General features: G+C 60.5%; 23 protein-coding genes. 10 read left to right on the forward strand and 13 right to left on the reverse strand.

Annotated features, from left to right (window positions below):
* Positions 1-21: 21 nt before the first annotated feature.
* The 5 genes from LQ231_RS16440 to LQ231_RS16460 form a co-directional block, all read right to left on the reverse strand.
* Positions 22-1,143, reverse strand: coding sequence for a metallophosphoesterase (locus tag LQ231_RS16440; RefSeq protein WP_230172247.1), 1,122 nt, complete (start codon positions 1,141-1,143; stop codon positions 22-24).
* A 116-nt stretch (positions 1,144-1,259) separates the two neighbouring features.
* Positions 1,260-1,814, reverse strand: a complete 555-nt coding sequence (locus LQ231_RS16445) for a sarcosine oxidase subunit gamma family protein (RefSeq protein ID WP_230172248.1) — start codon at positions 1,812-1,814, stop codon at positions 1,260-1,262.
* Between the two features lie 11 nt (positions 1,815-1,825).
* Positions 1,826-4,780: a sarcosine oxidase subunit alpha family protein gene (locus tag LQ231_RS16450; RefSeq protein WP_230172249.1), complete on the reverse strand. Its 2,955-nt coding sequence runs from the start codon at positions 4,778-4,780 to the stop codon at positions 1,826-1,828.
* Positions 4,780-5,058 (reverse strand): sarcosine oxidase subunit delta, encoded by a 279-nt coding sequence (locus LQ231_RS16455; RefSeq protein WP_230172252.1) that lies wholly within the window; start codon positions 5,056-5,058, stop codon positions 4,780-4,782. Before LQ231_RS16455 ends, LQ231_RS16450 begins: the two co-directional genes overlap by 1 nt.
* Positions 5,059-5,067: 9 nt before the next feature.
* A complete protein-coding gene (locus LQ231_RS16460; RefSeq protein ID WP_113142033.1) occupies positions 5,068-6,321 on the reverse strand; it encodes a sarcosine oxidase subunit beta family protein in 1,254 nt (417 codons plus the stop codon).
* Positions 6,322-6,560: 239 nt separating this feature from the next.
* On the opposite strand from LQ231_RS16460, the gene cysQ reads away from it, so the two are divergent.
* Positions 6,561-7,367: a 3'(2'),5'-bisphosphate nucleotidase CysQ gene (gene cysQ / locus LQ231_RS16465; RefSeq protein ID WP_230172253.1), complete on the forward strand. Its 807-nt coding sequence runs from the start codon at positions 6,561-6,563 to the stop codon at positions 7,365-7,367.
* A gap of 137 nt (positions 7,368-7,504) precedes the next feature.
* Positions 7,505-8,530: a DUF2793 domain-containing protein gene (locus LQ231_RS16470; protein WP_230172254.1), complete on the forward strand. Its 1,026-nt coding sequence runs from the start codon at positions 7,505-7,507 to the stop codon at positions 8,528-8,530.
* Between the two features lie 79 nt (positions 8,531-8,609).
* Here the strand turns inward: LQ231_RS16470 and LQ231_RS16475 are convergent, their stop codons facing one another.
* Positions 8,610-9,275, reverse strand: a complete 666-nt coding sequence (locus LQ231_RS16475; protein WP_230172255.1) for a LuxR family transcriptional regulator — start codon at positions 9,273-9,275, stop codon at positions 8,610-8,612.
* Between the two features lie 472 nt (positions 9,276-9,747).
* On the opposite strand from LQ231_RS16475, the gene LQ231_RS16480 reads away from it, so the two are divergent.
* Positions 9,748-10,023, forward strand: coding sequence for a DUF1153 domain-containing protein (locus tag LQ231_RS16480; RefSeq protein ID WP_007606379.1), 276 nt, complete (start codon positions 9,748-9,750; stop codon positions 10,021-10,023).
* A gap of 85 nt (positions 10,024-10,108) precedes the next feature.
* Here the strand turns inward: LQ231_RS16480 and LQ231_RS16485 are convergent, their stop codons facing one another.
* Complete coding sequence (locus LQ231_RS16485; RefSeq protein ID WP_230172257.1) at positions 10,109-10,696, reverse strand: paraquat-inducible protein A; 588 nt, start codon at positions 10,694-10,696, stop codon at positions 10,109-10,111.
* On the opposite strand from LQ231_RS16485, the gene LQ231_RS16490 reads away from it, so the two are divergent.
* Entirely contained in the window at positions 10,695-10,982 is a 288-nt protein-coding gene (locus LQ231_RS16490; RefSeq protein ID WP_230172259.1) for a GNAT family N-acetyltransferase, read from the forward strand. The two genes, LQ231_RS16485 and LQ231_RS16490, sit on opposite strands and share 2 nt — an antisense overlap.
* A 117-nt stretch (positions 10,983-11,099) precedes the next feature.
* On the opposite strand, the gene LQ231_RS16495 is transcribed toward LQ231_RS16490, so the two are convergent.
* A complete protein-coding gene (locus LQ231_RS16495) occupies positions 11,100-11,450 on the reverse strand; it encodes a flagellar export protein FliJ (RefSeq protein ID WP_113142037.1) in 351 nt (116 codons plus the stop codon).
* A gap of 438 nt (positions 11,451-11,888) precedes the next feature.
* On the opposite strand from LQ231_RS16495, the gene ctrA reads away from it, so the two are divergent.
* A complete protein-coding gene (ctrA, locus tag LQ231_RS16500; RefSeq protein WP_113142038.1) occupies positions 11,889-12,590 on the forward strand; it encodes a response regulator transcription factor CtrA in 702 nt (233 codons plus the stop codon).
* 177 nt (positions 12,591-12,767) lie between these two features.
* Here ctrA and LQ231_RS16505 read toward each other — a convergent pair whose 3' ends face one another.
* Together LQ231_RS16505 and chpT are read right to left on the reverse strand one after the other, a co-directional pair.
* Positions 12,768-13,130: a response regulator gene (locus tag LQ231_RS16505; protein ID WP_230172261.1), complete on the reverse strand. Its 363-nt coding sequence runs from the start codon at positions 13,128-13,130 to the stop codon at positions 12,768-12,770.
* 115 nt (positions 13,131-13,245) lie between these two features.
* A complete protein-coding gene (gene chpT, locus LQ231_RS16510; protein ID WP_113142527.1) occupies positions 13,246-13,887 on the reverse strand; it encodes a histidine phosphotransferase ChpT in 642 nt (213 codons plus the stop codon).
* A gap of 191 nt (positions 13,888-14,078) precedes the next feature.
* On the opposite strand from chpT, the gene LQ231_RS16515 reads away from it, so the two are divergent.
* Positions 14,079-14,666, forward strand: coding sequence for an EipA family protein (locus LQ231_RS16515; protein WP_113142040.1), 588 nt, complete (start codon positions 14,079-14,081; stop codon positions 14,664-14,666).
* A 198-nt stretch (positions 14,667-14,864) separates the two neighbouring features.
* The gene (locus LQ231_RS16520; RefSeq protein WP_230172262.1) at positions 14,865-16,046 is read left to right on the forward strand and encodes a hypothetical protein; all 1,182 of its coding nucleotides are present in this window, start codon (positions 14,865-14,867) and stop codon (positions 16,044-16,046) included.
* A gap of 19 nt (positions 16,047-16,065) precedes the next feature.
* Here the strand turns inward: LQ231_RS16520 and LQ231_RS16525 are convergent, their stop codons facing one another.
* Together LQ231_RS16525 and LQ231_RS16530 are read right to left on the reverse strand one after the other, a co-directional pair.
* Positions 16,066-16,899, reverse strand: a complete 834-nt coding sequence (locus LQ231_RS16525) for an RNA methyltransferase (RefSeq protein WP_230172264.1) — start codon at positions 16,897-16,899, stop codon at positions 16,066-16,068.
* 6 nt (positions 16,900-16,905) lie between these two features.
* Positions 16,906-17,295 carry a hypothetical protein gene (locus tag LQ231_RS16530; protein ID WP_113142042.1) on the reverse strand — a complete coding sequence of 130 codons (390 nt, stop codon included), beginning with the start codon at positions 17,293-17,295 and terminating at the stop codon, positions 16,906-16,908.
* 185 nt (positions 17,296-17,480) lie between these two features.
* Here LQ231_RS16530 and LQ231_RS16535 point away from each other — a divergent pair, with 185 nt between their 5' ends.
* Complete coding sequence (locus tag LQ231_RS16535) at positions 17,481-18,506, forward strand: RluA family pseudouridine synthase (RefSeq protein WP_230172265.1); 1,026 nt, start codon at positions 17,481-17,483, stop codon at positions 18,504-18,506.
* 92 nt (positions 18,507-18,598) lie between these two features.
* Here the strand turns inward: LQ231_RS16535 and LQ231_RS16540 are convergent, their stop codons facing one another.
* Entirely contained in the window at positions 18,599-19,474 is an 876-nt protein-coding gene (locus LQ231_RS16540) for a DMT family transporter (protein ID WP_230173395.1), read from the reverse strand.
* A 218-nt stretch (positions 19,475-19,692) separates the two neighbouring features.
* Between LQ231_RS16540 and LQ231_RS16545 the strand changes: the two genes are divergently transcribed.
* On the forward strand, positions 19,693-20,928 hold the full coding sequence (locus LQ231_RS16545) for an FAD-binding oxidoreductase (RefSeq protein WP_230172266.1): 1,236 nt from the start codon (positions 19,693-19,695) through the stop codon (positions 20,926-20,928).
* A gap of 172 nt (positions 20,929-21,100) precedes the next feature.
* Complete coding sequence (gene rpoH / locus LQ231_RS16550) at positions 21,101-22,003, forward strand: RNA polymerase sigma factor RpoH (protein ID WP_113142046.1); 903 nt, start codon at positions 21,101-21,103, stop codon at positions 22,001-22,003.
* Positions 22,004-22,062 lie beyond the last annotated feature (59 nt).

Here is a 22,062-nt window from a genome sequence, read left to right on the forward strand (position 1 = left end):
GAGCAAGGCCACGGCCGGTTCTCAAGGGGCAGCGCGCCGCAGCGTGATGCGGGTGAGTTCGGCGGTCGTTCCGAGCCGAAGGGCAAAACCGGGCCACAGCGCGGTGCCATTGTTGACGTAGAGCTGCATGCCGCCGACCTGGTAGAGACCCGACACGAACCCATTGTTCGCCGCACCAACCACTCGGTCCAGACCGACGATCATGCCGCCATGCGTGTGCCCTGAAAGCTGGAGCGCCACGCCGGATTTGGCAGCTTTTGCCGCCTGCATCGGCTGGTGGTCAAGCAGGACGACCGGTACATCCGCAGGAGCGCCGTGCAATGCGGCAGACAGATCCGGAGCGAGCGAACCTGTTCTCGCTGCCGACAGGTCGGTGACCCCTGCCAGAACCAGTTCGGCCCCGCCGCGCGCAAGAACGACGTGGCTGTTCGACAGGATGCGCATGTTCTGGCCTTCGAAATGTCGCATCCAGTTGTCGACACCGAAAAAATACTCATGGTTTCCCGGAATGGTATAAACCCCATCCGGCGCCATCAGCCGGGCAAGCGGAGCGACGTCGGCGCGCCTGTTCTCGACACTTCCGTCGATCAGGTCGCCGGTGATCACGATCAGGTCCGCATCGAGTGCATTGGTTTTCGATACCACCGCTTCGGTCCATGTGGCCGGGAAAAGCCGGCTGATATGAAGGTCGGTCAGTTGCACGAGGCGGTAACCGTCAAACGCTGGCGGCAGGCCAGGAATGGCAATCTCCATGTCCTTGACATCAGGGACGACGATGGCCCGGCTGACACCGAGCGCCGAGAGCGCAATGGCGGCGATGCCCATCACGTATCGCATGCCGACCGGCACGACCGGAAACGAGCCCTTCACCAAGAGGATCAGCAGCGAGATCGCGTCCAACAGAAGCTGGAACACGGCGAGCAGTAGGATCGCGCCGAACAGCAGATTGAACCCGATCACGATGGACCGCGGAAACTCGGGAGAGAAGACCGACCCGGACGAGAGGCGACTGAAGAAATGGTACTGGGACGCCATCAACAGCAGAACTACAAGCGACAGCTTTACGCTCCAGATCCACGGCAACGGTTGGATGAACCGGACGACGACCACCAGCCATGGCAACCCGAAGATGATATGAAACATCAAATGCCTTTAAGTATGACTTACCTCCCCGTTACGCAGCGGCTGGACGCGTGGATCACCCGCATCGAGGATCGCCCATGAACCACTGCGACGTGGATACTCCATCGTTCGCGGTCTTACTGGCCAAAACCCGCCGTCATCGCAAACTCCCGACCCATCTCGCAGACCTCCTCGAACACGGAGCCTGCAAAACTGCGCATGACGACGATCTCGAATCGATCCTCCCCCGTTCGGGCGAGGTTAGCCGCGACATGGCAGAACAGCGCATTGGCAGATTGGCCGATTTCGAAGACATCGGCATGCAGATCGAGAGCCACGCATTTCTGCAGGATCGAGCGGACCCGCGGACCACTGATCCTCAGCACCACACGGCCATCGCTCTGCTCGACAAACGACACCCTGGTCGATCCAAGATCGCTCAACTGCCGGGCCAGAGCATCGCCGGATACCTCTTCGCTGACCAGCAGCCATTCATTCGGTCCGACAGAGCGCACCGAGACATCCTCCAGATTGCGCAGTGCTTCGTCGATATCGGCCTGATGGCCTTCATGCACCAGGACGGAGAAAACCGTCGGCGCCCTGACAATCGACAAATGATGCGGATTGGGTGTCGCCTCGAAACCGGCAATATGATCCTCGAGCACGTGCCGGCTGGCAAAGGTCATGGGCATGGCTCTGCTCCTTACAGATGAAGTTTCTTGTTGTCTGGATCGTAGAACACCGGATTGCACACCTCCGCCACCGTTTCGCGGCCACGCAGCGCATCCCAGACGACGATCTTCTCGCCGATCCGCTCGCGTCCCGATTTCAACAGAGCAAGCCCGATATAAGACCCCAGCGACGGCGAATAGCACACCGAGGTCACATAACCCTGGTCGGCGCGCATCGAGGGATCCGCCCCTTCCTTCAGAATATGCGCGCCCGCCTTGATCTCCTCCTTCTCGATCGGCCGCAGGCCGACGAGTTGCGGACGATCGGCCGCAGTCAGGCCGAAGCGGCTCGACAGGCGCTTGCCGATGAAATCCGGTTTCTGGGTCGAAAACATTCGGCCGAGCCCCAGATCGTCCGGCGTCGTTGCGCCGTCGATCTCGCTATGCGTGACATGCCCCTTCTCGATCCGCAGCACGTTCAGCGCCTCGACACCATAGGCGCAGATGCCATGCGATTTGCCCGCCGCCATGATCGCGTCGGCAACCGCCTCGCCGTAATTGGCCGGCACCGCCAGCTCGAAAGCGAGTTCGCCGGAAAACGAAATCCGGAACAGCCGCCCCTTGAGGCCGCCCTTGAGCAGCACTTCCCGCGCCGACAGAAACGGGAAGGCTTCGTTGGAAATGTCGTGATCGATGATCTGCTCGAGGATGATGCGAGCCTTGGGGCCGGCAATCGCCATCTGCGCCCATTCATCGGACGAAGACACGAAGCGCACGTCGAGATCCGGCCACAGCGCCTGGGCGCAGAATTCCATATGCGTCATCACCTCGCCAGCATAGGCCGTGGTCGTGGTGACGAAGAAATGCTCGTCCGACAGCCGGCTGGTCGTGCCGTCGTCATAGATCATGCCGTCCTCGCGCAGCATCAGGCCATACCGCGCCTTGCCGACGGGAAGCTTGAGGAAGGCATTGGAATAGAGCCGGTTGAGGAATTCCGCCGCATCCTTGCCGAACACCTCGATCTTGCCAAGCGTCGACACGTCACAGAGACCGGCATTGGCGCGCACGTTCAGCACTTCGCGATCGACCGCCTCGCGCCAGGTTTTCTCCCCGTCACGCGGGAACCAGGACGAGCGATACCACAGGCCGGATTCGACAAAGACCGCCCCCTGCTTCTTCGCCCAGCCATGCAGCGGCGAGGTGCGCACCGGCCGCGAATGTTCGGCCCGGGATGTCCCCGCCATAGCCCCGAAGGAAACCGGCGTATAGAACGGCCGGAAGGTCGTCGTACCGATTTCGGCCGGCGACACGCCACGCATGCCGGCCATGATGCCGATCGTGTTGATATTGCCGAGCTTGCCCTGGTCGGTCGCCATGCCGCCGGTCGTATAGCGCTTGGTATGCTCGACATGGCCCATCGCCTCGCGCTGGGCAAGGCTCAGGTCCTTCACATGCACGTCGTTCTGGTAATCGACAAAGGCCTTGTCCTTGGCGCCCGGCACATACCAGAGCGGCGAGAACTCAGCGTCGAATTCACCCTCGACCTCCGGCACATCGACAAGCCCGACCAGCCGGCCGAGATCGCCGATCGCATCATGCGCCTTTTCTGCCCCGTCACGCAGGCAGGCGGAGAGCGAAGCAACGCCCGCGGCCGAACCGGCAACCCGCAGCCCCCCGCCGACATCCGGCGCGAGAAACGCCTGGTGCGCGTCGGACCAGACCGGTTTTGCCCCGCGCTGGCAGGCAAGATGCACGATCGGGCTATATCCGCCGCTCATTGCCAGCGCATCGCAGGATATCTCCTCCTGATGGCCGGACCGCTCGACGATCAGGCCGGAAATGCGGTGGCGTCCCTTGGTATCGACCACAGCCCCGCCGCGAATGACCCTGACACCGGCTGGCGCGTCGTCACCCGACTGGACGCGTCCGTCGATGATCGCCGAGACACTGACGCCAGCGGCAATCAGATCCGCAGCGGTCCGATAACCGGCACCGCCATTGGTGAAGATCGCCACGTCGCGACCAGCCGCCACGCCATAGCGGTTGAGATAGGTGCGAACCGCGCCGGACGTCATGACGCCGGGTTTGTCATTGCCGCCGAACACAAGCGGCCGCTCTTCGGCGCCCGACGCCAGGATCGCGCGCTTGGCAACGATCCGCCAGACCCGCTCGACCGGCAGGTCGGACGAGGGCTGTGCCACATGCTTCTGCACTTTTTCAACGGCCCCGAAGACATTGTCGTCATACCAGCCGAATACGGTCGTGCGTGGCATCAAAGTGACATTGGCAAGCGTCTTCAACTCGTCGACGACGCTTTGGGCGTAATCGGCAGCCGCCATGCCGCCGACCGAAACCCGCTCATTGAGCAGCGAACCGCCGAAGCGAAAGCTCTCATCCGCAAGGATCACGCGCATGCCGGCCCGCGCCGCAGCCCGTGCTGCCATCAGGCCGGTTGGCCCCGCGCCGATCACCAGCAGGTCGCAATGCGCCCAGGACTTTTCGTAGCGATCGGGATCGACCTCGAACGGCGTCTTGCCGAGACCGGCCGCGCGCCGGATGATCGGCTCGTAGACCTTTTCCCAGAACGGCTTCGGCCACATGAAGGTCTTGTAGTAGAAACCCGCGCTGAGGAAGGGCGACAACAGGCTGTTGACCGCGCCGACATCGTATTTCAGCGATGGCCAGCGGTTCTGGCTCTTCGCCTCCATGCCCTGGTAGAGTTCGGCAACGGTCGCCCGCGTGTTCGGCTCCGTGCGTCCGCCGGTCCCAATCGTCACCAGCGCGTTCGGCTCGGAAGAACCCGCCGTGACGATGCCGCGCGGGCGATGATACTTGAACGAACGGCCGACCAGCATCTGATCATTGGCGATCAGTGCCGAAGCCAGCGTATCGCCCTCGAAGCCCTTCATCGTCTGGCCGTCGAAGGTGAAGGCCAGGCTGCGGCCACGATTGACGAGGCCGCCGGAAGACAGACGCGAACCGGTCATCAGGCAGCTCCCTTGGCATGCACGCTGGCATCCGTCACGCTATAGACCTCGTGGCTTGCAGCATTGTCGCGCTCGACCACCAGCCAGCGACGGCATCCGGCCGAATGATGCCAATGTTCGATGATGCGGCCCTTCGGATTGTCCCGGACGAACACATAGGCGTACCAGGCATCGTCGGAGGCTGCAGCCGCGGGACGCACCGGGCTCGCGTCTCCACGGATCGAGAATTCTTCCTTCGGACGGATCCCGCAATGCGGGCAAGTGATAAGACTGGCCATGATCGGATCTCAATGCAAATTCGGTTGTGGGCCTTTGCCGCCTTCATCCACGGCAAAACCGCGCTTGAAGCGGTCGAGCCGGAGCAGACGGGCAACAGGATGGGCTTCGTTCTTGGCGATCAGATGGGCAAAACAGAAGCCGGAAGCCGGCGTCGCCTTGAAGCCACCGTAACACCAGCCGCAGTTCAGGTAGAGATTGTCGATCGGCGTCTTGTCGATGATCGGCGATCCGTCCATCGACATGTCCATGACGCCACCCCAGGCGCGCAGGACCCTGACGCGCGACAGGCCTGGAATGAGCGAGACGCCCTCCTCGATCGTATGTTCGACCGTCGCCAGGTTGCCGCGCTGGGCATAGGACGAATAATAGTCGATGTCGGCACCGAAGACCAAGCCGCCCTTGTCGGACTGCGAGATGTAGAAATGCCCGGCGCCATAGGTGATGACATTGTCGATCACCGGCTTGATGCCTTCCGACACGAAGGCCTGCAGCACATGCGTCTCGATCGGCAGTTCCAGCCCGGCCATCTTGCCGGTGACGGAAGTGTGGCCGGCCGTCGCCAGCGCCAGCTTGTTGCAGCCAATGAAGCCGCGGCTGGTCTCGACGCCTTGCACATTGCCCGCCTCGTCACGGCGGATGCCGGTGACTTCGCAGTTCTGGATCAGGTCGACGCCGCGGCTGTCGGCACCACGGCCATAACCCCAGGCAACGGCATCATGGCGCGCCGTGCCACCGCGTTTCTGCAGCAGACCGCCGAGGATCGGGAAGCGTGCGTGATCGTAGTTGAGGTAGGGCATCATCCGGCGCACCTGCTCGCGATCGAGCAGTTCGGCGGCAACACCGTGCATCATCATTGCATTGCCGCGCCGCGCATAGGCGTCGCGCTGGCCGTCGGAATGGAAGAGATTGACGATGCCGCGCTGGGAAATCATCGCGTTGTAGTTGAGGTCCTGCTCCAGCCCTTCCCAGAGCTTCATCGAAAACTCGTAGAACGGCTCATTGCCTTCCAGCAGGTAGTTCGAGCGGATGATCGTCGTGTTACGGCCGACATTGCCCGAACCGAGATAGCTTTTTTCCAGCACCGCGACATTGGTGATGCCGAATTCCTTGGCGAGATAATAGGCGGTCGCCAGACCATGACCGCCGCCACCGACGATGATCACGTCATAATGCGGCTTGGGTTCCGGCTCACGCCACATCGGCGCCCAGTTGCGATTGCCGGAAAGAGCCTGTCGAAAGATTGAAAGGGCCGAATAACGCATCAAGCATCCTCTGAAAATATCGCCGCACATTCGCATAGGCGTCATAAAGAGCAAGCGCAATCAGGACGAAAATTGTTTTGTTTGAGACATGCTGCGCTTTGTTCCATCGCGGTGCAGCACGGCCACTCGCAACTAAACCTTAATGTCCGGGCAATCTACTGGGCATAGTGTCAGAGATCGCTTTACACCACCCGCCAGAGCGTGAAATCACAGATGCGGGTAGAGGAGAAAACGTAACCGTGGCAGACGACGCAGCGATCGCGCGGATTTTCGAGCAGGCAGCGCTCGCCGCCGGTCGGATCATTCTCGACATCTATCGTGCCGGCCCCGATGTGCGCTTCAAAGGCGACAGCACACCGGTGACCGAGGCGGACGAAGCTGCCGAAAACCTCATTCTGGCGGACCTGATCGCCCATCTTCCACATTTGCCGGTCGTCGCCGAAGAAGCCGTTGCCGCCGGCGACGTGCCGGCAACGGAGGGCGAGCGCTTCCTGCTGGTCGATCCGCTTGACGGCACACGAGAATTCATCGCCGGCCATGACGATTTCACCGTCAACATCGCCCTCATCGACCAGGGCATGCCGACGATCGGCGTGGTCTACGCCCCGGCACTGGGTATTGCCTATCTCGGCTTCGGCGACACGGCGGAGAAACTGATCGTCGACGATCATTTCCAGGTCACATCGCGATCCGTCATTCGAGGACGGCCAATCCATCCCAAGGCCTGCGCCCTGGTCAGTCGCTCACACAACAGCGAGGCAACAGAGGCTTACATCCGCGACAACGGCATTCCCGAACGCCAAACGGTCGGCTCGTCGCTGAAATTCTGCCTTCTGGCCGAGGGCGAAGCTGATCTGTACCCACGCTTCGGCCGCACGATGGAATGGGATACGGCCGCCGGCGACGCAGTCCTGAGGGCCGCCGGCGGCATTACGCTGACCACCGATCACCAGCCGCTCGTTTATGGCAAGCGCAACCGAATTCACGAGACCGATTTCGCCAATCCCGACTTCATTGCCTGGGCAAGCCCGCCGCCGCGGGGATGAGTTTTCTGAAAAACTGCGTGTTTTCAACAAATCCGGGGTGACTTCATCCCCCTTGGAAAAAACAGGCGCACACTTCTCCTTTTCCCGCCCCGCTCCGCCTTAATCGTGGATGCGGACACAGAGAAACGGAGACGCCGATGCCCGACACGACCAGCAATCTCGCCCTGCCTTTCATCCTTCCCGCTCAGGCTCAGAAACACGTCACGCACAATGAAGCCCTTCAGCGGCTGGACGCATTGGTCCAGTTGGTGATCCAGAGCCCTGCCACCGTACCTCCGTCCGCTCCACCCGAAGGCGAGGTCTATTGGCTGCTTGCCCCGTCCAGCGGCGCCTGGCTCGGTCGCGAGGGCCAATTGGCGCTCTATCAGGATGGCGCATGGGTATTCCTCACACCACGCATCGGCTGGCGCGGCTATATCGCCAGCGAACAACGGGCGACAATCTTCAATGGCGAAGAATGGATCGATCCTCCCCTGCCATCTCAGGTCAATTTCGACAGGCTTGGCATCGCCGCCACCCCGGACAGTTCGAACAGGCTGGCAATTTCCTCGCCCGCGAGCCTGTTCAATCACGCCGGTGACAGCCACCGCCTCACCGTCAACAAGCAATCGGCTGGCGACACGGCAAGCCTGCTCTTCCAATCCAATTGGCAGGGCCGCGCCGAAATGGGATTGGCCGGCGATGATCGGTTTTCGATCAAGGTCAACGGCGACGAGACCGGTTGGCGCCAGGCGATCGCCATTTCCGAGGAAGGCTATGTGCGCCTTGATCAGCGGCCGCTGGCCCGGGCAGCCCTGACGACGGCGACGTTTACCCCCGCCAGCGGCACGGCCACGGGCTTTGACCTCCTGCATCTGTCGGGCGGAGATATGACCCTGGGCGCACCGCTTGCGTCAGGCTTCGGCAAGCCCGTGATCGTCCCGGCAGCTGGCTTCTATCTATTGGCGCTGACGATCACCGCCAATGGCGCCGGCAGTCATGCGGTGGCACTGCGCCGCAACGCCAGCGAGGATATCGCCCACCACGCCGGCGGCGCAGGAACGTCAACGGTGATGACGCTCGCATGGCTGAACGGCGGAGATGCGTTGACCCTGTATCACAGCGGCACAACCGAATATGCCTTTGGCTATGGCAAAACCGAGCTCAATCTGATGATGCTTTAGCTCACAGGCAATTGGTCAATAAAAAAGACGCCACGGGGTCGCGGCGTCTTTCTCTGTCCAGTCCGGGAAACCCGATCGATCAGAGCAACCGAAAGCGACAGGCCCTGGCGACGGCCTGCATACGATTGACCGCTTCGAGCTTGCGCATGGCGCTCTTCAGGTAACTGACCACGGTATGGGTTGAGATATCGAGAATGATGGCGATCTCGTCGCTGCTCTTGCCAGCGGCCGACCAGCGCAGGCATTCGATCTCGCGGGCGGAGAGCTTTTCGCGCGGACCATAACGTGGAACGAGTTCGTCAGCACCGAGATCCAGCATTTCCATCGCCGCGAACTGCATTGCTGCCAGTTCTGCCCGATCCGGCTGTTGCAGACGGCCGGAAAACACCAGGACATATTGCGCCAGATGCCGGTCATGCAGACTGAAGGCAAGGCTGCCGCCCATGCCGTGCTGGTCGAAAAGCGCCACCAGCTTTGCCCGCTGTTCGTTGGCGGCCTGACCGACGAACAGATTGTCGGTGAAGAAAACCGGCATGATGCTCTGCTTGAGTCGCGCCACCAGCAGGCTTCCGGCAAAGATCTCTGCCGCTTCATAGGCTTCCCGCACCGGCTGCGGCCAGTTTGTCACCAGCAGATTGGCGGAAAACTCCGGCCGATCGCCCTTGGGGAAACTGGCGAGAAGGCAATGGCGGAAGCCATGCTCGCGCGCCAGAGCCAGCAACTTGCCAGCCCACTGTCCGGACACACCTGCATCCAAGGGAAATACGTCTTCGTCGGTCTCGTGGCGACGAGTCAAATCTGTCGGCCTGAACATAAAGCTCCTTTCGACTGGGCATGCACCCGGTCGGGAATTGAACGCATGTGAACTAGAATCTATCCCATGCAGGGATTTGTATCCGCCGGGCCTGTCGCCGATCTTGCGGCGACAAAAAAACGACCATTGACCGAGCAGTTTTCCCGCTCGGTCATGACATTTTCAGGCGAACCAGAGATTTCTCGATCCTAATGCCACGGAAGGTTGCGCGCGAGTAGAGGGGCATTTGCATAACTCCCATGCAAATGCCGCAACTTTACGCAGAGTGAGGTCGATTCGACGTAGCTAATCCGCGTTCGGTTGGCGGAAATTATTATCAAATGCTTACAATGTGCTTAGGCAAATTTTAAAGCATCGCCTCTAGGATGCAGGTGTGTGGTCTTGAGTATGTATAGAGAGTCCAATGACCGAAATGATCCGCCCCCGAGTGAAATATGTCATCGGTCCCGATGGCAGCCCGCTGACGATTGCCGATCTGCCCCCGGCCAATACGCGCCGTTGGGTAATCCGTCGCAAAGCCGAGGTTGTCGCCGCTGTTCGCGGTGGCCTGTTGAGCCTGGAAGAAGCCTGCGAACGCTACACCCTGACAGTAGAGGAATTCCTCTCCTGGCAGTCCTCCATCTCCGACCATGGCCTTCCGGGCCTGCGGACAACCCGAATTCAGCAATATCGCCATTAAGCTTTTCGGTGCCGAGCGTTAACGGCACAAAACAGTTTTCAAAACAGACCCCATCGGAAAACCGGCATGGCTCGCCCTGCCGGTTTTACCTTTTTTGTGTCACGGCACCGGATATCGTCCGTCTTGCCGGCAACCGATGCAAAACAGCGGCAAGCACAACCGACCCGGCATAGAACCACAGTCCCGGCTGGGAAAAAGCCTGCGCAAGCCCCGTTGTCTTCGCCGCAAAGATCACCAGCGCGACCAGAAGCACATCCATCATCGACCAGCGCGACAGGACGGGAACGAGCTTTTCGACCCAACCGCCCGCCTGCCGTTCAACGCAATTCAGATGCTCCGCAGCAAGCCCGATCAGTTTGATCCAGGGAAACACCACCGAGACAAGGCCGACAATCACCGACAGCAAGACGTCGCCGCCCTGCCAGAGTGAGGCGATGATGGTTATCAGCGATGGCTCCTCGGAGAAGACGTACAAACTTTCAAATCGCATGAGCGGCAGGCTGATCCCCAGCGCCAGAAAACCAGGCGCCAGAATGAGCAGAGAAGATTTCAACCAGATCAACACGAAAATCCTCCGCCAGGTGTGAACGCTGCGTGCGCCAGTCTGGCAATTGTCGCGTGGCACGGGCCGATGGTATTCAGGATCCATCAATGCAGCAACGGAGACATTCATGAACATCTCGTTTGAGCAGACAGGTTCGGGCGGTCGCTATGTCGGCCGGGTCGACGGTATCCCAGATCCCGCGATCATGACATTTTCGCGCGCCTCGCCAACGTTGATCATCATCGATCACACGGAAGTCCCCGACGCGATGCGTGGCACCGGTGCCGGTCAGGCTCTTGCTCTCTATGCTGTGGAAGAAGCGCGCAAGGGCGGCTGGAAAATCATTCCGCTCTGCCCCTTTTTCCATGCCCAGATGGATCGCCATCCCGAATGGCGCGATGTGCTCAACGGTTGAACCGTCAGCCCTGCCCCGATCGCATCATGCACCTGGAGCTTGATCAAGTCGAAAAGACAGAGCGGCGGACGCAGCGGAAACTGCGACCGCCCCATTTGGACACAGGAACCCCTGTGCTCAGGCTCTAACCCGCATTTGGCTGTCCCGCTCCTCAAGAGCCGATGCCTTGGCATATTCTGCCTCGGCTTCTTCCAGCGCCAAGTCCGCCGCTTCCTGCTGGACCTTCAGTTCCCGAATCGAGACCTGAAGATTGTCCGCGCGTTGGCGAGCCGCCTTGGCAAAGGTGGGATAGGCAAAATGGTTAGGGTCGGTGATGCCGGACTTTTTCTCCTCGATGCCGATCTGAGCCTCAAGCTCTTTCGACATCCTTTCGAACTCCGCCATCATTGACTGCAACTGCTGCAATTGCCGACGCTTTTCGGTGACCTGAAAACCTTTCAGGCGTACCAGGCTCTCACGCGACTTCATACGCAATACTCCCGTGATGCGAGACCCCCGCTACACTTGCTTACTCAACACACCCGCATGCAAACGATTCGTCCAAAAAAAGTCCGCGACGTTAACAAAAAGCTACCGTTGGTAACCTTTCGTTTACGGGCATCGTTAATGATAAGCCCGATCACTTAAGGGTCAGTAAATGCCAGGGCCTCAAAACGGCTGATGACAATGATGAGTCAAATGAATCGGTTACGGGAATTTCCTGTTGCTCTGATTCAAGTGTGGCGATGACCGAAACACATGAAAAATCAGGAGACTGCTTTATTTGCTTAATAAATTCGTTACACCTTGCCAGAGGGAATCAGAATTTGTTAACCATTTGGTGGCAGCCTTCAAATCAGGCAACGACTGGATCCGTATCGCGTAGGGGGCCAACTCGACCTTTCGGCGGCGGTAAAGGGGATAAATATGCGGGTTCTACTCATCGAAGACGACAGCGCAACGGCACAGAGCATCGAATTGATGCTGAAGTCCGAGAGCTTCAACGTCTACACTACTGACCTGGGCGAAGAAGGCGTCGACCTGGGTAAGCTCTACGACTACGATATCATTCTGCTCGACCTCAACCTCCCCGACATGTCCGGTTACGAAGTGCTTCGCACTTTGCGCCTGTCGAAGGTTAAGACACCAATCCTCATCCTGTCCGGTATGGCAGGCATCGAGGACAAGGTGCGCGGTCTCGGTTTTGGCGCTGACGATTACATGACGAAGCCGTTCCACAAGGACGAACTCGTTGCCCGTATTCATGCCATTGTCCGCCGCTCGAAGGGCCATGCACAGTCGATCATCACCACCGGCGAACTGATCGTGAACCTCGACGCCAAGACCGTCGAAGTTGGCGGCCAGCGCGTTCACCTGACCGGCAAAGAATACCAGATGCTCGAACTGCTCTCGCTTCGCAAGGGCACGACGCTGACCAAGGAAATGTTCCTGAACCACCTTTATGGCGGCATGGACGAGCCGGAACTGAAGATCATCGACGTTTTCATCTGCAAGTTGCGCAAGAAGCTCGCGAATGCTGCCGGCGGTGCGAACTACATCGAAACGGTCTGGGGCCGCGGTTACGTTCTGCGCGAGCCGGACGGTGCGGAATACTCGGAAACGGCCTGATCTCACATCAAGCCTCAGAAACAACCCGCGTCGATGACGCGGGTTTTTTTTGTGACCAGATCAATCAACGTGGAGCGCGGAACGCCCGCCGTTTGACATCCCGCAAGCGGTGGAGGCTCAAGAAAAAAGGGCGGTGCCAGTGGCCCGCCCTTGGTCTTTCGATCATATACCCTATGCTCAGGCGGCGATGGCCTTGCCGCCGAACGTATCGGTCAGGATCTTCCGGTCGAACGGCTTCAACAGGAATTCGTTCGCACCGGCGCGCTTGCCCGCCATCATCGTCTTCAGGTCGGCTTCGACGACGCAATAGTAGATCTTGACGGCCTTGCCGTCAGGCAGGGCGCGCAGATTGGTGATCAGGTCGAGTGCATCGTCCATGCCGGCATCAACGATGATGATATGCGGCAATTCGCGCTCGCAGCGAACCAATGCCTCGCGACCGGATCCGGCTTCGGAAATCTCGAAACCGATCTCCGACAGGATCTTCTTGCCGACCTTGCGTACAATGTCGGAGCCATCTGCGATCATCAAACGCTGCATGGTAAACTCCTCTGTCTCCGGCAGGAGACAACAATTAATCCCGATAAGCCTATCCGATTTCAACTAAGGAAATGTTACCGATTGAAATGCAACTTCGTCTCGATATGAGACGTCCTCAGATCACTTCAGCGGTAAAGGCAATCTCGCCTTCGCTCGGGATGAATTTCAGCTCCATGCCGCATTCGTCCGCCAAAAGCACTGTGTAATAGGGCTGGATGGTATGGGCATCGACCGCCTCTTCGAGAGCGCCGTTGAGCAGCTCGGCGAATTTCGGCGGTACGCGCAGCATTCGACCCTTGGCGACAATCTTGAACTTGGCATCCGTTTCCGGGTTTTCCAGCGTGATGTCGAGCGAGCCGCCACGCGGAATGGCGCCGTAAGCCACGAGGAAGAGGTTCATCAATAGCTTGACGCGGTTTTTCGCGACGATGGCGCGCGGGCCGCTCCAGGTGACTTCGGTCTTCTTTTCGGCAAGGGCAAAATCCTTCGCCGCCTTTTCCGCTTCGCCGGTGTCGATCGACGCGCCGACAGAGCCCGACGCACCAAAGGCAAGGCGGGCGAACTTCAGGCGGACTGAAGCGTTCAGGGCGCTGGTCCGGATCAGGTCCATTGCGTCGGCATCCGCGCCACCCTCATCCAGCAGTTCCAGTCCGTTGTTGATCGCGCCGACCGGCGAAATCACATCGTGGCAGACACGGCTGCACAGCAGCGCCGCCAGATCGGGGCCTGCCAGGGTGAGGTTGATATTTTTCGCCATCGGTCTCTCCAGAAGATTTGAACCGACGATATAGCGCGCAATCGTGTCTGGCACGAGCTGCGAACCGGTCGGATACCATATGGTCATAATGACACCATATTTGGTAAACCGATTATTAAGACGATCCTCGGTAAGTTCGATTACCCCCATCGGAGAGGCCGAATCCATCGGCTTCGCATCTAGGAGGCCCCATGCGTCTTTTGCCAACCCGTCATCTTTCGGCCGCGCGCCTTGTCATCGCCGCCGCCATGGCCATCGCGGGCTTTGTCACGACCATGCGTCCAGCCGAAGCCGCAGGCGAATATTCCATCCAGGAAGTGGTCGATGCCGGCCACGGCTTCTTCGGCGAAACCAGTGGCGCCCTTGCCAAGGTCATCGAACAGGCCTTCGAGACGCACGGCCTGCCGAATGGCTATATCCTCGGCCAGGAAGGCTCCGGCGCCCTGATTGCCGGCCTCACCTATGGCGAAGGCATGCTCTACACCAAGAATGTCGGCCAGCACGAAGTGTTCTGGCAGGGCCCCTCGCTCGGCATCGATTACGGCGGCAACGGCACGCGTACGATGATGCTGGTCTACGACCTGCCCTCCGTCGACACGCTTTATGCCCGCTACGGCGGCGTCAGCGGCTCGGCCTATGTTGTAGCCGGTGTCGGCATGACGGTTCTGAAAAGCCGTGACGTTGTCCTGGTGCCGATCCGCACTGGCATCGGCGCCCGGCTGGGCATTAATGTCGGCTATCTCAAGCTGACCCGTGCACCGACCTGGAACCCTTTCTGACTTCGGGCATTTGCGATCTCAGGCTCGCGCAAGCTCTCTTTGCTGTCGTTAGCCATAACGACGCAATCAGATCCCGGTACACCTTCCAAGGCTTGTCGAGGGCTGTGGGCCGTGGTTAAATATCCTCTAACATATGCCTGAACGCTGAAATGGCGCGCGCCCGTGATTGAATATGCCCTGCTTTTTGGAATGGGATTTATGGCCGCAGCGCTTCTGGTGATGCTGCTCGCGCCTGCAATCCATCAACGCGTCGTTCTCTACACGGAGAACCGATTGAAGGCGACCATGCCTTTGAGCCCGCAGGAAATCCGCGCTCAGAAGGATATGGTCCGAGCGCTTTACGCTGCCGAGAATGCCCGCACCACCCATGAACTTACCCGTGAACGGGAGAAGTCGCTGGCGCTGAAACTGTCGAACGAGACGCTGGGCAGCGAGGCCAGTCGTCTGGTCGCCGACAATCAGGAGCACAAATCCCAGATCAACGAGATGAGCACTGAGGCCGCCGACCTTCGCTCCAAGCTGCGCCGCGCCGAAGTGGACGCATCCAACGTGAGGGAGACGTTGAAGCGAACCGAGATCGCGGCCGCAGCCAAGGATCTGGAGCTGGACGAACTCGCCCGTCGCATCGGCCGCATCATGGCGGAAATTGACAGCATGCGCATTGAGGCGATCAGCCGCGACACCGAGATCGACGTGCTCAAAACGCGCGTGCAATCGATGCGCGACGAGCGCGAAGAATTGCGTCGTGAGAACAAGTTGCTGGTCAAGCGCGCCAAGGATGCCGAGATCCGCCTCACGCAGGAAGAGCACAAGGCGCTCCGCCTCGACGACCATCTGTCGCGCAAGATGGCGGACCGCGCCGATCTGGAAACATCACTCGATCGCCGCACCCGTGAAGCCGCCGAACTCAAGACCAAGCTCAAGGTCGCCAATGCGCAGCTGCGAACCGCATTCCGTGCCCTGAAGCAAGCTGATCTTCCGGTCCCCGACATCAAGGATCTCGCCATGACCGAAGACAACATCGTCGCCGCGCGTGTGGAGGCAATGCCTGCGCCGGTGCAACCCGGCACGATCGAGCCCGCCCCCGTTGATCCCGAGCGCCTTGCCGAAGAAATCCGGGCCCGCCAGGCGGCTCTGACCGACCGACTGCTGCGCGCCAAGGCGACAACCGAAGACAACGAGCTGCGCGACGAGTTGAGCGATATCGCCGCGAAAATGATCGTGCTGACCGCCACGACCGAGGGGCCATCTTCGCCGATCTCCGATTTGCTTGGATCGGCGCAAAAGTCCGGCGCCCAGAAAAGTCTCGTCGACAGGGTCGTCGCGATGGACCCGAACCTGGGTCGCGGCCAGGCAAGCCGTCCCTCCCCGGCGGAGTAAGTTTCACGATTTAGATCGTTTAGCCCAGGCGACCCATGGTTCGCGCAAGGTGGTAGAGCGCAATGCCGCTTGCCGTGCCGACATTCAGGCTGTCGAGGCCCGCAGCCTGGGCAATGCGCGCCGATCGGAAGCGATCGAGGATCGACGCCGGCAGCCCCTCGCCTTCGGTCCCCATGACCAGCGCCACGCGTTCACCCGGCATAATTTCGCCGATCTCCACCGTGCCGGACGGCGACAGCGCCCAGATCTCGAACCCAGCCTCGGCAAGCGTGCCTAGCAGGGCCTCAGCCGAGCCCTGACGGCTATAGGGTATGGTCAGCACCGAACCGACAGAAACCCTGAGCGCCTTGCGATAAAGCGGATCGCAGCAGGTCTCGTCGAGGAGCACCGCATCGGCAGTAAAGCCGGCAGCATTGCGAAACAGCGAGCCGATATTGTCGTGATTGGATATGCCGCAGCCGACCAGCACGAGAGAATGCGCCGGCAGGGCAGCCACCTGCACCGCAAGCGCTGGCGGCTCCACCCGTTTACCAATCGCCAGCACACCCCTGTGCAGGTGAAAGCCCGCGATAGCATCCAGCACCGCTCCTTCGGCCACATAGACCGGCACGTCCGCCGGAAACGTCTCCAGCAACGCGGATAAGCCCTCGACCCGGTTCTTCAAAAGAAGAATCTTCTCGGCCCGGACACCCCCGCCTGCCAGGTGCGCCCTGGCGAGCATCGTCAGGACCACCGTGCCCTCGGCAATGAACCGGCCTTGCCGGCCGGTCAGATCGCGCTCCTTGATCGAGACGAATTCGGCGATCCTTGGATCGGCCGGATCGGTGATCTCGATCAGAGGTGGCGCGGACATCGACGCTCAGTTTCCGGTCAGCGTAATGTCAGCGATGATACGTCCGACCGAAAGATCGAGCACCAGCGCCTTGCGCTCGGCACCCGTCGTTTCACCGTAGATCAGGATCTGGTTGCCCGACAGCGATGTGGAGACCACCTTGAACCCGGCCGGCAGGTTTGCCGTCACCGTGAGCGGCTGGTCCGAGGGCACCAGGAAAGGCGCCGTCTGCGTGGCCACGGCCGGTGCGCCGTCATTGCGCGTCAGCTTGTAGGCGATCGCCACCAGCACGGCCATGAACATCACCGCCATGATCCCGCCGGAGATCAGCTGTAGCTTGATCATCTTGCGCCGTACGCCTTCCATGACCGGATCCAGCGGCTTTTCGTCCTGGTTTTCTTGATCGACATGAGACATGGCAGCAGTCTTTTTCCTAGCGGTTCACAGTAAGGTTCGCAGTCAAACAAGCACCTTCCCTGATGCGAACCAATCAGGGAAAATCAGCCAAGCGTTGTGGCTGTCGATTGTGGAAGGCGAAAACCTGTGCCAAATGGCACCAGACACCTGCCGCACCGCCGGGTGTTCTCACACGGGATGACATTATGAACGACCCCTTTAACGAAGCAGCCGCGCCAATGAAAGAGCTGATTGCCGGCGAAGACGCCGAAGGCAGGCTCGATGCGTGGCTGACCGCGCAGTTGGAGGGTGAGTTTTCCCGCAACCGGGTAAAGGCGCTGATCGAGCAGGGCGCGATCAAGATCAATGGCCAGGCCGTCACCGAACCCAAGCGCAAGATCAAGCCCGGCGACACGCTGACGATCGAACTGCCCGAACCCGAAGATCCGGAACCCAAGGGCGAAAACATCCCCCTCGACGTGCTCTACGAGGACGCCGACCTGATCGTCATCGCCAAACCGCCCGGCCTCGTCGTGCATCCAGGCGCCGGCAATTGGACCGGCACGCTGGTCAACGCACTGATCTATCATTGCGGCGACAGCCTGTCGGGCATCGGCGGCGTCAAGCGTCCCGGCATCGTCCACCGCCTCGACAAGGATACGTCCGGCGTCATGGTCGTCGCCAAGAACGACCTCGCCCACCGCCACCTGGCCGACCAGTTTGCCGACCATGGCCGCACCGGCCCGCTGGAGCGCGCCTACCGGGCAATCGTCTGGGGCCGTCCGCGCACGCTGACCGGCACGATAGACGCACCTTTGGGCCGGGCTGGCGACCGCACCAAGCGCACGGTGAAGAAGGAAGACACCGACGATGCGCGCGAGGCGATCACCCACTATACGGTGATCGAGCGTTATGGCGAGAAGCCGGACGCGACCTGCCTCGCCTCATTGGTGGAATGCCGGCTCGAAACCGGACGCACGCACCAGATCCGCGTGCATATGGCCCATATCGGCCATCCGCTGATCGGCGACCAGGACTACGGAATGGCCTTCAAGACCAAGGTCAACCTGCTGCCCGACGCCGCCAAAGCCATCGTCACCGGCTTCCACCGCCAGGCCCTGCATGCCTATCTGCTCGCCTTCGAACACCCGAGCACCGGCGAAACCATGCATTTCGAGGCGCCCATTCCCGAAGACCTGCAAACCGTCATCGAAGCCCTGCAAGCCATGTGATCGCCGCCGCGGCGGGCGAACAGGCTTCGACACACAGCCTCTTCAGTTCTCGCCAGTTAAGGTGACAGCGACCGATTGCCCGTAGCAGTCGATCAGATATCGGCCGGCATCCGGGAGCCGGCTGACGTCCATCGTGCCGACAGGATGTGAATGCAGACCGCCGCCAGCACGATCACGCCGCCGATCAGCGTCGTATCCGCCGGCGTATCGCCGACGAACAGCCAGACCCAAAAAGGTGCAAGCGGCGCATCGAGCGCCCCGATCAATGCCGATTCCACCGGCGGCAGGTAACGCGACCCGATAGTCAGCAACAGGAAGCCAAGGGAAAAGGCAAACACCCCGAAGACAAGCACGACCAGCAGGTCATGCGACGACACGGCAAGCGGGCTGGCCAATGGCAGCGCCACCGCTGCGCTCATCAGGCAGGAGACAATGGTGCTCGGCAACGCCGGCTTGTCGGGATGACGACGGACCAGAACGGTCCACAGCGCCACCATGAATGTCATGGCAAAGGCAAGCGCATCGCCGGCCAGCGTGCCCTCCTCGCCACTGCCGATCATCACCATTACACCGGCTAGCGCCACGCCGCTGGCGACAAGTGCAGACCGGCTCGGGCGCTCGCCCAGAATGAGGAAAGCGAGGCCGGCCGAGACAAACGGACACGTGGCAAAGATGATCGCGACATGGGCCACCGATGTCGTGTAGAGCGCACCGATAAACAGGATGGCGCAGGCGGCCGATGTCGCGCAGATCACCAGCCCTGACCGGCCAAGCCGGGCAAAATCGGCAAAGACCCGGCCCCTGGCGGTCGCCAGCAGGCAGACCAGCAGGAATACACTGGCGATCGCGCCACGCAAAAACAGAAGTGTCGGCCCGTCGATCGTCACCAGGCGCGTCATCAGGCCGGCTGTGCTCAATGCGATGGTCGCAAGCGTGACCGCAAGCAGCCCCTGCGCATAGGAAGACATTGTCACGCGGGACCTCCGGGATTCGACGACAAGTGTGACTTAGCACAACGCTACTGACACCGATCTGGCAACAGGAAACCCCACTGTCGGAAGACATCTCGGCGTGGAAATCCGGCTTGTCGGCAGAAATATCCGAAAGCTGACGAAACACCGTTGCCCCTAAAGCGTTGTCGGGGATCAGAGGCGACCGATTTGGCGCCTCGGCAGGGGGATTCCGTATGAGTGACCGTGGCAGGGCGATCAACAAGTCGCGCGATTTGCGCAGCGCGCGGCCGTTCTGGAGAGCGACGCCAAACATCTCCGTCGATGCCGCCAGCACGGCGAACAGCAAGGACTATGACGCAATCATCATCGGCGCCGGCATCAGCGGTGCCCTGATGGCCGAAGCCCTGTCGCGGCAGAAGCTGCGCATCCTGATCGTCGACCGACGCGATCCAGTGCGCGGCAGCACCATGGCCAGCACCGCAATGATCCAGCACGAGATCGACACGCCTTTGGGCGAACTGTCGCGCATGATCGGCGAGAAAAAGGCCGCCCGCGCCTGGCAACGCTCGGCGGCCTCTGTCGCCCGCCTGACGCAACTGGTCGAAGACTTGCAGCTTGCCTGTAGCTTTGAGGCGCGCAAGACGCTTTACGTGTCCGGCGACACCTATGGTGCGCGGGCGCTCAAGCAGGAAGCCGAGATGCGCAGTGGCATCGGGCTGGATGCGGAATATCTCACCGGCTCTGCCCTTGCAGAGCGCTTCGGAATCGATCGCACGGCAGCCATCGTCTCCAAGTGCTCAGCATCCGCCAATCCGGCGCAATTGACCGCAGCGCTGCTTCAGGTCGCCGTCAGCCGCGGCGTCGAGATCGTCTCTCCCCTGACGATCACCGATTACAAGGAAACCCGCGACGGCGTGGTCGTGGCAACAGACCAGGGTCAACTGCTCACCACCGCCGACCTGATTGCCTGTACCGGATATGAATATCTCAGTCAGCTGGAAAGCAAATCGCACCAGGTAATCTCCACCTGGGCGCTTGCTTCCAGGCCCAACACGCCTCGACCGGAATGGCTGAAAGACTTTCTCGTCTGGGAAGGCTCCGATCCCTACCTGTATTTCCGCTCGACGCCGGACGGACGCATCATCGCCGGCGGCGAGGACGAAGCAGATCCCCTGGCGCATCAGGATCAGGAAAAGGCCAAGCTGAAATTCGCCCGCATCATTGAAAAGCTGCGCGATATCGTCGGCATCGACATCGGCAAGCCTGCTTATGGCTGGTCGGCGCCCTTCGGCACGACCACGACCGGCCTGCCGATCATCGACCGGCTGCCCGGCACCAAACATGTCCATGCCGTCATGGGCTTCGGTGGCAATGGCATCACATTCTCCACGATCGCGGCTGAAATTCTCGCCGCGCGCATCGGTGGAAACAAGGATGCAGACGAGGATCTGTTTCGCTACCCGAAGTGAATTTCGCCTCGCCAACACCCTGCCGCTGCGTCACAGTGTCGTGATGGAACAAACCGCTTGAAACGCGGTTTTGCCATACTTATTTGTTAGCTGGATTTCTGTGGGGAAGAGACAGAGCCACGGAGATTGGGCTCGCCGATATAGGGAGCCCCGCACAGGAAGGGGGTGCTTTATGGCCCGCAATAGTTTGCCCAGCATTACAGCCGGCGAAGCCGGTCTCAATCGTTATCTGGATGAAATCCGCAAATTTCCAATGTTGGAGCCGCAGGAAGAGTACATGCTCGCGAAGCGTTACGCTGAGCATGGCGACCGCGACGCCGCACACCGCATGGTGACCAGCCATCTTCGTCTCGTGGCGAAGATCGCCATGGGCTATCGCGGCTATGGCCTGCCGATCGGCGAAGTCGTGTCGGAAGGCAATGTCGGCCTGATGCAGGCGGTCAAGAAATTCGACCCGGAACGCGGCTTCCGTCTTGCGACCTACGCCATGTGGTGGATCAAGGCCTCGATCCAGGAATACATCCTGCGCTCCTGGTCGCTGGTGAAGATGGGCACGACCGCCAACCAGAAGCGGCTGTTCTTCAACCTGCGCCGCCTCAAGGGCAAGATCCAGGCGATCGAGGAAGGCGACCTGAAGCCGGACCAGGTGACGGAAATCGCCACCAAGCTGAAGGTCTCCGAGGAAGAGGTCATCTCGATGAACCGCCGCCTGTCGGGCGACGCATCGCTGAACGCACCCTTGCGGGCCAGCGAGGGCGAGAGCGGCCAGTGGCAGGATTGGCTCGTCGACGACCACGAAAGTCAGGAAGCTGTCCTGATCGAACAGGACGAGCTCGAAACCCGCCGCCGCATGCTGCAGCGCGCGATGAGCGTACTGAACGAGCGCGAGCGCCGCATTTTCGAGGCACGCCGTCTCGCCGAAGATCCGGTGACACTGGAAGAGCTTTCTTCCGAGTTCGACATCAGCCGCGAACGCGTGCGCCAGATCGAGGTTCGCGCCTTCGAAAAGGTCCAGGAGGCCGTTCAGAAGGATGCGCTGGAGCGCGCCAAGGCCCTGCGCGTCGTCGAGGCATAAGGTCAGACATTGCACAACAAAAAACCGGGTGTTTCGCAACACCCGGTTTTTTTACGCCT

The organism is Rhizobium sp. CECT 9324 (assembly GCF_918741265.1).
GTDB lineage: Bacteria > Pseudomonadota > Alphaproteobacteria > Rhizobiales > Rhizobiaceae > Allorhizobium.